Annotated in this window: 11 protein-coding genes and 1 other annotated feature; all 11 genes read left to right on the forward strand. The window is 35.6% G+C overall.

The window, feature by feature from the left end; all coding sequences use genetic code 11:
* Positions 1-21 precede the first annotated feature (21 nt).
* The 11 genes from KA867_RS12665 to rpoC all read left to right on the forward strand — a co-directional run bounded on the left by KA867_RS12665 (position 22) and on the right by rpoC (position 13,135).
* The gene (locus tag KA867_RS12665) at positions 22-603 is read left to right on the forward strand and encodes a sigma-70 family RNA polymerase sigma factor (protein ID WP_210138257.1); all 582 of its coding nucleotides are present in this window, start codon (positions 22-24) and stop codon (positions 601-603) included.
* 122 nt (positions 604-725) lie between these two features.
* Entirely contained in the window at positions 726-869 is a 144-nt protein-coding gene (gene rpmG / locus KA867_RS12670; RefSeq protein ID WP_071560108.1) for a 50S ribosomal protein L33, read from the forward strand.
* Between the two features lie 127 nt (positions 870-996).
* Complete coding sequence (secE, locus tag KA867_RS12675; RefSeq protein WP_019468575.1) at positions 997-1,176, forward strand: preprotein translocase subunit SecE; 180 nt, start codon at positions 997-999, stop codon at positions 1,174-1,176.
* 14 nt (positions 1,177-1,190) lie between these two features.
* Positions 1,191-1,739, forward strand: coding sequence for a transcription termination/antitermination protein NusG (nusG, locus tag KA867_RS12680; protein WP_107384250.1), 549 nt, complete (start codon positions 1,191-1,193; stop codon positions 1,737-1,739).
* A 437-nt stretch (positions 1,740-2,176) separates the two neighbouring features.
* Complete coding sequence (gene rplK, locus KA867_RS12685; protein ID WP_019468573.1) at positions 2,177-2,599, forward strand: 50S ribosomal protein L11; 423 nt, start codon at positions 2,177-2,179, stop codon at positions 2,597-2,599.
* A gap of 228 nt (positions 2,600-2,827) precedes the next feature.
* On the forward strand, positions 2,828-3,523 hold the full coding sequence (gene rplA, locus KA867_RS12690; RefSeq protein ID WP_210138258.1) for a 50S ribosomal protein L1: 696 nt from the start codon (positions 2,828-2,830) through the stop codon (positions 3,521-3,523).
* Positions 3,524-3,613: 90 nt separating this feature from the next.
* Positions 3,614-3,761: a sequence feature (ribosomal protein L10 leader region), on the forward strand.
* A gap of 76 nt (positions 3,762-3,837) precedes the next feature.
* Complete coding sequence (rplJ, locus tag KA867_RS12695) at positions 3,838-4,347, forward strand: 50S ribosomal protein L10 (RefSeq protein WP_019468571.1); 510 nt, start codon at positions 3,838-3,840, stop codon at positions 4,345-4,347.
* A 43-nt stretch (positions 4,348-4,390) separates the two neighbouring features.
* Positions 4,391-4,759 carry a 50S ribosomal protein L7/L12 gene (gene rplL, locus KA867_RS12700; protein ID WP_046207683.1) on the forward strand — a complete coding sequence of 123 codons (369 nt, stop codon included), beginning with the start codon at positions 4,391-4,393 and terminating at the stop codon, positions 4,757-4,759.
* 251 nt (positions 4,760-5,010) lie between these two features.
* Complete coding sequence (locus tag KA867_RS12705) at positions 5,011-5,619, forward strand: class I SAM-dependent methyltransferase (RefSeq protein WP_210138259.1); 609 nt, start codon at positions 5,011-5,013, stop codon at positions 5,617-5,619.
* Between the two features lie 200 nt (positions 5,620-5,819).
* A complete protein-coding gene (gene rpoB / locus KA867_RS12710) occupies positions 5,820-9,371 on the forward strand; it encodes a DNA-directed RNA polymerase subunit beta (protein ID WP_210138260.1) in 3,552 nt (1,183 codons plus the stop codon).
* Between the two features lie 170 nt (positions 9,372-9,541).
* Positions 9,542-13,135, forward strand: coding sequence for a DNA-directed RNA polymerase subunit beta' (gene rpoC, locus KA867_RS12715; protein ID WP_210138325.1), 3,594 nt, complete (start codon positions 9,542-9,544; stop codon positions 13,133-13,135).
* The last annotated feature ends 55 nt before the right edge of the window (positions 13,136-13,190 follow it).

The raw sequence follows: 13,190 nt of genomic DNA on the forward strand, positions 1-13,190 counted from the left end.
CTAATGAAAGGATTTTAAAGTATGCTGCAAAGAACAAACCATCAAGAACCAACACCAGTCTCAAAAAGCAAATGGCAAGATATTTATTTCTTAATCGATTTACTAGAGAAATTACAACCTTATATTTTGAAATGTTTGAATCATTTTTCAATACATCCAGATGACAAAGAAGATCTACAACAAGAAATACTTTTTAAATTATTCAAAGCGTTAAGACAATTCGATTTTTCGAAAGAAATCCCATTAGCACATTATGTAAATCGCACTATCAAAAATACCAAAAATGATTATATAAGAAAAAAATTAGCTGATTTAAGGCGTCAAAGATTGTTAGAAAACGAAATGTTAATTAGTGTCCAAATGTTAAGGCAAGCGCGCCAAACGGATGAAATTATTTTAAGAAAAGAAACACTGGCTATGCTGCATCAAAGCATTGAAAAACTAACAGAGCTAGAACAAGGCATTATAAATTATATTTTAAATGACTATAAACCATCTGAAATTGCCTATACCTTAAATCTAAATGTTAAAATCGTTTACAATACGATACATAGATGTAAACTGAAATTGAAGCGTGCACTTAACCCAAAGTGTTCGAATTAAAATCAGTGATAGATAGGTATTAATTGATTTTTGGGTTAATAGAAAGCAATGGTGGAAGATTGACAATTGACAGAGATGTTATGTATAGTAGATTGGTATTATAATGAGTAAGGTGAAGTAAAATGAAAAAAGTGCCATTAAGTTGTGAAACGTGTGGAAATAGAAATTATAATGTTCCTAAGCAAAGTAACCTTACATCAAGATTGACATTGAAGAAGTATTGTCCAAGATGTAACGCACATACAGTTCATAAAGAAGCAAAATAATGTCGGTATATTAGATTAAGTAATTGAGTAAATATAACCTTCCAATTTAGTTGTGAGTATTGTATTTGCTTAATTTGTCGTATGTATAAGCAAATGAGAAAATCGAATTAATACGGAGGTATTGCTAATGGCTAAAAAAGAAAATTTCTTTCAAGGCGTAAAGTCAGAAATGGAAAAGACAAGTTGGCCAACGAAAGAAGAATTATTTAAATATACTGTAATCGTTGTGGCAACGGTAGTATTTTTCTTAGCCTTCTTCTATGTCTTAGATTTAGGTATTGGTAGAGTTATAGAGTTAATTAAATAGATAGGAGTGACGACATGTCTGAGGAAGTTGGCGCAAAGCGTTGGTATGCTGTGCATACTTATTCTGGTTATGAGAACAAAGTTAAAAAGAATTTAGAAAAACGTGTGGAATCTATGAATATGACTGAACTGATATTCAGAGTGGTTATACCTGAAGAGGAAGAAACACAAGTTAAAGATGGCAAAGCTAAAACATTAACTAAAAAAACATTTCCTGGCTATGTATTAGTTGAATTAATCATGACTGATGAATCATGGTACATTGTCAGAAATACACCAGGTGTTACAGGATTTGTTGGTTCAGCAGGTGCTGGATCAAAACCGAATCCATTATTGCCTGAAGAAGCACGTTTCATCTTGAAACAAATGGGCATGAAAGAAAAAACAATTGATGTTGAATTAGATTTAGGTGAACAAGTCAAAATCAAATCAGGTCCATTTGCGAATCAAGTTGGTGAAGTTCAAGAAATTGAAGCGGATAAATTTAAATTGACAGTTCTTGTAGACATGTTTGGTAGAGAAACACCTGTTGAAGTAGAATTCGATCAAATTGAAAAATTATAATCATATGATATAGGTTGAATGGTCCGTGTGTGCATAGACCATTGAGACTGAATGATTTAGTTAGAGGATTATTTGAGTGAATGCAAGTGCATGAGTAAGAAATGTTACTTTATATGCATTAAACGCCCCAATCACTAAAGTAATTTAAATGAAAGAGTAACTGGGGTGAAGCTTATGTATTAAGAACTCCTAATCACTAAAATGATTCAGTGTAAGGAATACCTGAGCTAAGGCTCATGCATTAAGAACCCCTAATCATTAAAATGATAAGGGGTTCTATAAAAAAAGTTACACTTTACTCTTGCTTTATGATTTAAATAGATGTTATAATACTGTGGTCGCGCTCATAGAGCGTTCATTTCGTCACGAAATGTAGAAGAGTGGGAGGACAAAACTGAGTCCTGTGACCACATCACGATATCAAGGAGGTGCACATCGTGGCTAAAAAAGTAGAAAAAGTTGTTAAATTACAAATTCCTGCAGGTAAAGCAAACCCAGCACCACCAGTTGGTCCAGCATTAGGTCAAGCAGGTGTGAACATTATGGGATTCTGTAAGGAATTCAACGCACGTACACAAGAAGATGCAGGTTTAATTATTCCGGTAGAAATCAGTGTTTATGAAGATCGTTCATTTACATTCATTACAAAAACTCCACCGGCTCCAGTATTACTTAAAAAAGCAGCTGGCGTTGAAAAAGGTTCTGGTGAACCTAATAAAAACAAAGTTGCTACAGTAACTAAAGATCAAGTACGTGAAATTGCAAACCAAAAAATGCAAGATTTAAACGCTGCAGACGAAGAAGCAGCTATGCGTATTATCGAAGGTACTGCACGTAGTATGGGTATCACTGTTCAATAATATTAAAATTAACTGAAAACATAGATTGACGATAAAGCAGATGACAGAAATGACAAACAGGATCAAAGTGTTCAATATTGTCGTAATAAGAGGGAAATTGTCATTTATTTAGGAAGTGTTTCCTTGAGATGAAATACGATTAAAACCTCTCTGTTATCTGCTCTTAACTTGCAAATGCGAGTAAATGTGGGAGGAAATTCCGCTAAAACCACTAAAGGAGGACATGAAATGGCTAAGAAAAGTAAAAGATTTCAAGAAGTAGCTAATAAAATTGACCGCCAAAAACACTATAGTGTTGAAGAAGCAGTTGAATTAGCTAAAGAAACAAGTATCGCTAACTTTGACGCATCAGTTGAAGTAGCATTCCGTTTAGGAATTGATACACGTAAAAATGATCAACAAATCCGTGGTGCAGTTGTACTTCCAAATGGTACAGGTAAATCACAACGTGTATTGGTATTCGCAAAAGGAGACAAAGCAGCTGAAGCAGAAGCAGCAGGTGCTGATTTCGTTGGTGAAGGTGAATATGTTCAACAAATTCAACAAGGTTGGTTTGATTTTGACGTAGTAGTAGCTACACCAGATATGATGGGCGAAGTTGGTAAACTTGGTCGTGTATTAGGACCTAAAGGTTTAATGCCAAACCCTAAAACTGGTACTGTGACAATGGATGTTACAAAAGCAGTTGAAGAAATCAAAGCAGGTAAAGTAGAATATCGTGCTGAAAAAGCTGGTATTGTACATGCTTCAATTGGTAAAGTATCATTTGATACTGACAAACTTGTTGAAAACTTCAAAACTTTACAAGATGTGTTAACTAAAGCGAAACCATCTTCAGCTAAAGGTACTTACTTCAAATCTGTTGCTGTTACAACAACAATGGGTCCTGGAGTAAAAGTCGATACTTCTAGCTTCAAACTTTAATCTTAAATATAAATGCTGATAAGACTGAATAGATTGATTCAGTCTTATCTTTAAAAATATATTGACATACTGCATTTAACCAGTTATATTGGTTAATGTATTATTTTACCTAAGACAGTAGGAGTTAGTGATAACTTAAAAATAATCCTACCGAGGCTAAAATTGACTTGAACGTGAAGATTTTTAGATCTTTCAAGCACTTTTTGCCGCGGGTAGAAAGTGCTTTTTTTATTGAGATAAAGTTGTTAATTCATGTAATTAGCAGTTGTAATCAAGATTAAAAGCACCAAATAAAAAACTATGGAGGTGTCTAAATGTCTGCTATCATCGAAGCTAAAAAACAACAAGTTGATGTAATTGCTGAATCATTGAAAAATTCAGTATCTACTGTAATTGTTGACTATCGTGGTCTAACTGTTTCAGAAGTAACTGAATTACGTTCACAATTACGTGAAGCTGGCGTTGAATTCAAAGTATTAAAAAATACAATGGTTCGTCGTGCTGCTGATCAAGTTGGTTTAGAAGGTTTAAATGAACATTTAGTAGGTCCTACTGCAGTTGCTACTTCAACAGAAGATGTTGTTGCTCCAGCAAAAGTATTAGCAGGATTTGCTAAAGAACATAAAGCTTTAGAAATTAAAGTAGGTGTTATGGAAGGCAGTGTTATTTCTGCTGAAGAAGTTAACACAGTTGGTACATTACCATCACACGACGGTCTTGTTTCTATGCTTTTATCAGTACTACAAGCTCCAGTACGCAATTTCGCTTATGCAGTTAAAGCTGTTGGAGAAGATAAAGAACAAAACGAAGAAAGCGCTGAATAATTGCGCATAATAAACTAATAAAAATTAATGGAGGAATATTAAAATGGCTAATCAAGAACAAATCATTGAAGCAATTAAAGAAATGTCAGTTTTAGAATTAAACGACTTAGTAAAAGCAATTGAAGAAGAATTTGGTGTAACTGCAGCAGCTCCAGTAGCAGCAGCAGGTGCAGCAGGTGGCGGAGACGCTGCTGAAGAAAAAACAGAATTTGATGTTGAATTAACATCAGCTGGATCATCTAAAATCAAAGTCGTTAAAGCTGTTAAAGAAGCTACTGGCTTAGGATTAAAAGATGCTAAAGAATTAGTTGACGGAGCTCCTAAAGTAATCAAAGAAGCTTTACCAACTGAAGAAGCTGAAAAACTTAAAGAAGCATTAGAAGAAGTTGGCGCTACAGTAGAATTAAAATAATTCTAGCTGGCTAACAGTTCATAATTATATATTGAAGGTTGTCCAAGCAGCTTAACACATTAGCTATTTCGATACGCTAATCTTAAATGTAATATGGATAGTCTGAAATCTTTGAGAAATGAAAACCCCGTTATCGATATAACGGGGTTTTATCTTATTTGACCTATCCTGAATAAAATTTTTGTTATTGCAAAAATTTGTTGAGGGTATAGTATTAATCTAAGATAAATTAGATTAAAAGAGGTGTAGTCATGAGTCATTATTATGATGAAAATCCTGAAGTAGAAAGCGACGAACTTCCTTTTACGTATTCCTACAAAAACTATGATTTAAAATTAGTTACTGATTCAGGTGTGTTTTCTAAAGGGAAAATAGACTTTGGTTCAGATTTATTAATCAATACTTTTTTAAACGAAAATCCCCCGGGTCCTACTAAAAAAATTATAGATGTTGGTTGTGGTTATGGGCCGATTGGTTTGATGATTGCAAAAGTGTCTCCACACCATGAAATTACAATGGTTGATGTAAATCAGCGTGCACTTTCTTTATCGATTAAAAATAAAAAGCAAAATTATCTAGAGCATGTTGAAATCAAGGAAAGTGATGGATTATCACAGGTAGAGGATGATGCTTTTGATTTTGTGCTAACTAATCCACCGATTAGAGCAGGAAAAAAGGTAGTTCACAGCATCTTAGTTGATGCGTATGATAAATTAAAAGTGAATGGCGCCCTTTATGTTGTTATTCAAAAAAAACAAGGTATGCCATCCGCGAAGAAAAAAATGGAAGATATATTTGGTAACGTAGAAGTATTAGAAAAACGCAAAGGCTATTACATATTAAGAAGTGTAAAAGGTTGATTAAAAACCACTGTTCTGATATAGTAATAGAATGTAAAAAAATTATGTTCAATAAGTGTGTACTTTTACGTATAAATTAACAAAGTATATAAGATGAAATAGAAAATGGTGTCATGAGTTATGCTACCGTTTTCTTTTTGTCTAATTATATTTGCTAGTTTAGTAAAAGTAAACACGCAATTTTTGAGGGGTGAATCTGTTTGGCAGGTCAATTTGTCCAATATGGAAGACATCGTAAACGTAGAAACTATGCGAGAATTTCAGAGGTATTAGAATTACCGAATTTAATTGAGATTCAAACTAAGTCTTACGAGTGGTTCTTAGAAGAAGGTTTATATGAAATGTTTAGAGACATTTCACCGATTGAAGATTTCACAGGTAATCTGTCTTTAGAGTTTGTTGATTACAGACTTGGAGAATCAAAATATGATTTAGAAGAATCGAAAAACCGTGATACGACGTATTCTGCACCTCTACGTGTAAAAGTACATCTAATCATTAAAGAAACAGGCGAAGTGAAAGAGCAAGAAGTGTTTATGGGTGATTTCCCATTAATGACAGATACAGGTACATTTGTGATTAATGGTGCTGAACGTGTTATCGTATCACAATTAGTTCGTTCACCATCCGTTTACTTTAATGAAAAATTAGATAAAAATGGTCGCACAAACTATGATGCAACAATTATTCCTAACCGTGGTGCATGGTTAGAGTATGAAACTGATGCTAAAGATGTAGTTTATGTACGAATTGATAGAACAAGAAAATTACCACTAACAGTATTATTAAGAGCTTTAGGCTTCTCAACGGATCAAGAAATTATTGATCTTTTAGGAGATAATGAGTACTTACGTAATACTTTAGAAAAAGATGGTACAGAAAATACTGATCAAGCATTATTAGAAATTTATGAGCGTTTACGCCCAGGTGAACCGCCTACAGTAGAAAATGCAAAAAGCTTATTATACTCTCGTTTCTTTGATCCGAAACGTTATGACTTAGCGAGTGTAGGTCGTTATAAAGCGAATAAAAAACTTCATTTAAAACACCGTTTATTCAATCAAAAATTAGCAGAACCAATTGTTAATGCTGAAACAGGTGAAATTGTAGCTGAAGAAGGTACTGTCTTAGATCGTCGTAATTTAGATGAAATCATGGATGTATTGGAATCTAATGCTAACAGTGAAGTTTTTGAACTTGAAGGTACTGTGATTGATGAACCAGTAGAAATTCAATCTATTAAAGTATATGTTCCTAATGATGAAGAAGGACGCACAACGACAGTTATTGGTAATGCATTCCCTGATTCAGAAGTGAAATGTATTACACCAGCTGACATCATCGCATCAATGTCATATTTCTTTAATTTACTAAGCGGTATTGGATTCACAGATGATATTGACCATTTAGGTAATCGTCGTCTACGTTCAGTAGGGGAATTACTACAAAACCAATTCCGTATTGGTTTATCAAGAATGGAACGTGTGGTACGTGAAAGAATGTCTATCCAAGATACAGATTCTATTACACCACAACAATTAATCAATATTCGTCCAGTTATTGCGTCAATTAAAGAATTCTTTGGTAGTTCTCAATTGTCACAATTCATGGACCAAGCCAACCCATTAGCAGAGTTGACACATAAACGTCGTCTATCAGCATTAGGACCTGGTGGTTTAACGCGTGAACGTGCTCAAATGGAAGTGCGTGACGTTCACTACTCTCACTATGGTCGTATGTGTCCCATCGAAACACCAGAGGGACCAAACATTGGTTTGATTAACTCATTATCAAGTTATGCACGTGTAAATGAATTTGGTTTCATTGAAACTCCATATCGTAAAGTAGATCTTGAAACAAATAGTATCACAGATCAAATTGATTATTTAACAGCTGACGAAGAAGATAGCTATGTAGTAGCACAAGCAAATTCTAAGTTAGATGAAAATGGTCGCTTCTTAGATGATGAAGTTGTTTGTCGTTTCCGTGGTAATAACACAGTTATGGCAAAAGAAAAAATGGATTACATGGATGTATCTCCTAAACAGGTTGTTTCTGCAGCAACAGCATGTATTCCATTCTTAGAAAACGATGACTCTAACCGTGCATTAATGGGTGCGAACATGCAACGTCAAGCAGTCCCATTGATGAATCCAGAATCACCTTTCGTAGGTACTGGTATGGAACACGTAGCAGCTCGTGACTCTGGTGCAGCAATTGTTGCTAAACACAAAGGCCGTGTTGAACACGTTGAATCTAATGAAATCCTTGTACGTCAACTTATCGAAGAAGATGGACAAGAATACGAAGGCGAAATCGATCGCTATCCATTAGCTAAATTCAAACGTTCAAACACAGGTACTTGTTATAACCAAAGACCAATCGTTGCTACAGGTGATGTCGTAACGAAAGGTGAAATTTTAGCCGATGGTCCTTCAATGGAACTTGGTGAAATGGCGTTAGGTAGAAACGTAGTTGTTGGTTTCATGACATGGGACGGTTACAACTATGAAGATGCTGTAATTATGAGTGAACGCCTAGTGAAAGATGACGTATATACTTCTATTCATATTGAAGAATATGAATCAGAAGCACGTGATACAAAACTAGGACCTGAAGAAATTACACGTGATATTCCTAACGTTTCAGATAGTGCGCTTAAAAACTTAGATGACCGTGGTATTGTATATGTAGGTGCTGAAGTTAATGATGGAGACATTTTAGTAGGTAAAGTAACGCCTAAAGGTGTAACAGAATTAACAGCAGAAGAACGCTTATTACATGCAATATTCGGTGAAAAAGCACGTGAAGTACGTGACACATCATTACGTGTACCTCATGGTGCAGGCGGTATTGTTCTAGACGTTAAAGTCTTCAACCGTGAAGAAGGAGATGACACATTATCTCCAGGTGTAAACCAATTAGTACGTGTTTATATCGTTCAAAAACGTAAAATACATGTTGGTGACAAAATGTGTGGTCGTCACGGTAACAAAGGTGTTATTTCTAAGTTAGTTCCTGAAGAAGATATGCCTTATTTACCAGACGGTACACCAATTGACATCATGTTGAATCCATTAGGTGTTCCATCACGTATGAATATCGGACAAGTATTAGAGTTACATTTAGGTATGGCTGCTAAAAACTTAGGTATTCATGTTGCATCACCAGTATTTGATGGTGCGAGTGACGAAGATGTATGGTCAACAATTGAAGAAGCAGGTATGGCACGTGATGGTAAGACAGTATTATATGATGGACGTACGGGTGAACCATTCGATAATAGAATCTCAGTCGGCGTTATGTATATGCTGAAACTTGCACACATGGTTGATGATAAATTACATGCGCGTTCAACTGGACCATACTCACTTGTTACGCAACAACCACTAGGTGGTAAAGCACAATTTGGTGGACAACGTTTCGGTGAGATGGAGGTATGGGCACTTGAAGCTTATGGTGCTGCCTACACACTTCAAGAAATCTTAACTTATAAATCTGATGACACAGTAGGTCGTGTTAAAACTTACGAATCTATTGTCAAAGGTGAAAATATTACTAAACCTGGCGTTCCTGAATCATTCAGAGTATTGATGAAAGAACTTCAAAGTTTAGGATTAGATGTTAAGATTATGGATGAGCATGACAATGAAATTGACATGCAAGATAACGAAGATGAAGATGCAGTAGAACGTAAAGTGGACCTTCAACAAAAAGAAGCGCCACAATCACAAAAAGAAATTACTGACTAATACAGATCGCATTTAAGTTTATAAAGAGATATACCGTATTGAGGTGGAGTCGTCGTACTTGCCTCATTATGGGTTTATCTAATATTGATAAAGAGCAATCAATCAATTTGCACAGCTAATCTAAATTGAAGGAGGTAGGCTCCTTGATTGATGTAAATAATTTCCATTATATGAAAATAGGACTTGCTTCACCTGAAAAAATCCGTTCATGGTCTTTTGGTGAGGTTAAAAAGCCAGAAACAATTAACTATCGTACTTTAAAACCAGAAAAAGATGGTCTATTCTGTGAGAGAATTTTCGGACCTACAAAAGACTGGGAATGTAGTTGTGGTAAATACAAACGTGTACGCTATAAAGGTATGGTTTGTGATAGATGTGGAGTAGAAGTAACTAAATCTAAAGTGCGCCGTGAAAGAATGGGACACATTGAATTAGCTGCGCCAGTTTCACATATTTGGTACTTCAAAGGTATTCCAAGCCGCATGGGACTATTATTAGACATGTCACCAAGAGCATTAGAAGAAGTGATTTACTTTGCTTCTTATGTTGTTGTAAATCCAGGACCAACTGGTTTAGAGAAAAAGACATTACTATCTGAAGCAGAATTCAGAGAGTACTATGATAAATTCCCTGGTCAATTTACAGCTAAAATGGGTGCTGAAGGTATCAAAGAATTATTAGATGAAATTGATTTGGATACAGAATTAAAAGAATTACGTGATGAGTTAGAGTCTGCAACAGGACAAAGACTTACACGTGCGATTAAACGTTTAGAAGTAGTTGAATCATTCAGACATTCTGGTAACAATCCAGCTTGGATGGTATTAGATGTACTTCCAATTATTCCACCAGAGATCAGACCAATGGTTCAATTAGACGGTGGACGTTTTGCAACAAGTGATTTAAACGACTTATATCGTCGTGTTATCAACCGTAACAACCGTTTAAAACGTTTATTAGATTTAGGTGCGCCTGGCATCATCGTACAAAACGAAAAACGTATGCTACAAGAAGCAGTTGATGCACTCATCGATAATGGTCGTCGTGGTCGTCCAGTAACTGGTCCAGGTAACCGTCCATTAAAATCACTTTCACATATGCTTAAAGGTAAACAAGGTCGTTTCCGTCAAAACTTATTAGGTAAACGTGTTGACTATTCAGGTCGTTCAGTTATCGCTGTTGGACCTAGCTTGAAGATGTATCAATGTGGTCTGCCTAAAGAAATGGCTTTAGAACTATTTAAACCTTTCATCATGAAAGAATTAGTTCAACGTGAAATTGCGACAAACATTAAAAATGCTAAAAGCAAGATTGAACGTATGGATGATGAAGTATGGGATGTCTTAGAAGACGTAATTAAAGAACATCCAGTTCTTTTAAACCGTGCACCAACGCTGCATAGATTAGGTATTCAGGCATTTGAACCTACACTTGTAGAAGGCCGTGCCATTCGTCTACACCCACTTGCAACAACAGCTTATAACGCTGACTTTGATGGTGACCAAATGGCTGTTCACGTACCATTATCTAAAGAAGCACAAGCAGAAGCACGCATGCTCATGCTTGCAGCACAAAACATCTTAAACCCTAAAGATGGTAAACCTGTTGTTACACCATCACAAGATATGGTATTAGGTAACTATTACCTTACTTTAGAACGTAAAGATGCTGTAAATACTGGTACAATTTATAATGATACAAACGAAGTGTTAAAAGCATACGCAAATGGCTATGTACATTTACACACACGTATAGGTGTGCATGCAAGTTCATTTAATAACCCAACATTTACAGAAGCGCAAAATCAAAAAATCTTAACAACATCTGTTGGTAAAGTTATCTTCAATGAAATCATTCCTGATTCATTTGCATACATTAACGAACCAACAAAATATAACCTTGAAAACAGTACGCCAGACAAATACTTTGTTTCTGCTACTGAATTAGGTGAAGGTGGATTAAAAGCATATTTTGATGAGCAACCACTTAGCGAACCATTCAACAAGAATTTCTTAGGAAATATCATTGCAGAAGTCTTCAATCGATTCAGCATCACAGATACATCTATGATGTTAGATAGAATGAAAGACTTAGGCTTCAAATTCTCTTCTAAAGCGGGTATCACTGTTGGTGTATCTGACATTGTGGTTTTACCAGATAAACAACAAATTTTAGATGAGCATGAAAAACTAGTTGATAAAGTTCAAAAACAATTCAACCGTGGTTTAATAACAGAATTTGAACGTTACAATGCAGTTGTTGAAATTTGGACTGATGCTAAAGACCAAATTCAAAACGAATTAATGGGTTCACTTGAAAAAACAAACCCAATCTTTATGATGAGTGACTCTGGTGCCCGTGGTAACGCATCTAACTTTACACAGTTAGCTGGTATGCGTGGACTTATGGCCGCACCATCAGGTAAGATTATTGAATTACCAATCACTTCATCATTCCGTGAAGGTTTAACAGTGTTAGAATACTTTATCTCTACACATGGTGCGCGTAAAGGTCTTGCCGATACAGCACTTAAAACAGCGGACTCTGGTTATCTTACTCGTCGTCTGGTTGATGTGGCACAAGATGTTATCGTTCGTGAAGAAGACTGTGGTACTGACCGTGGTTTACTAGTATCTGATATTAAAGAAGGTACTGAAATGATCGAACCATTTAGCGAACGTATTGAAGGTCGTTATTCTAAAGAAACGATTCGTCACCCAGAAACAGATGAAGTTATCGTTCGTCCAGATGAGTTAGTAACAGCAGAAATTGCTAAGAAAATCACAGACGCTGGCATAGAAGAAATGTATATCCGTTCAGCATTCACATGTAACACACGTCATGGTGTATGTGAAAAATGTTATGGTAAAAACCTTGCTACTGGTGAAAAAGTTGAAGTTGGTGAAGCAGTTGGTACAATTGCTGCCCAATCAATCGGTGAACCAGGTACACAGCTTACAATGCGTACATTCCACACAGGTGGTGTAGCAGGTAGTGACATCACGCAAGGTCTTCCTCGTATCCAAGAGATTTTCGAGGCGCGTAACCCTAAAGGTCAAGCAGTCGTTACCGAAATTGAAGGTGTCGTAGATGACATTAGTGTTGCCAAAGATCGTCAACAAGAAATCGTCATCAAAGGTGCAAATGAAACGAAATCTTACTTGGCTTCAGGTACTTCAAGATTAAAAGTTGAAGTTGGCCAAAGTGTTGAACGTGGTGAAGCACTTACAGAAGGTTCTATTGAACCTAAGAACTTCTTATCTATATCTGGTTTAAATGCTACAGAAAGCTATTTATTAAAAGAAGTTCAAAAAGTTTACCGTATGCAAGGTGTTGAAATTGATGATAAACACGCTGAAGTTATGGTAAGACAAATGTTACGTAAAGTACGTATCATTGAAGCTGGCGATACGAAATTACTTCCAGGTGCACTTGTAGATATTCATAACTTTACAGATGCTAACCGTGAAGCATTCAAAGAACGTAAACGTCCAGCAACATCTAAACCTGTATTGCTAGGTATAACAAAAGCTTCTCTTGAAACAGAAAGCTTCTTATCAGCAGCATCATTCCAAGAAACAACACGTGTTCTTACAGATGCAGCTATCAAAGGTAAACGTGATAACTTACTTGGACTTAAAGAGAATGTTATTATCGGTAAGCTTATTCCAGCTGGTACAGGTATGAGACGTTACAGTGATGTACAGTATGATAAAGCGACACCTGAAACAGTCGTTGAAGAAATTCAACCAACTGAAATCTAGTATAGCTTTTGAAATTTAAAATGGTTTATCATTCATTTGAAGTTGTATAAACATA

This window comes from Staphylococcus sp. GDH8C109P (assembly GCF_017893405.1).
In the GTDB taxonomy this organism is placed as follows: domain Bacteria; phylum Bacillota; class Bacilli; order Staphylococcales; family Staphylococcaceae; genus Staphylococcus; species Staphylococcus cohnii.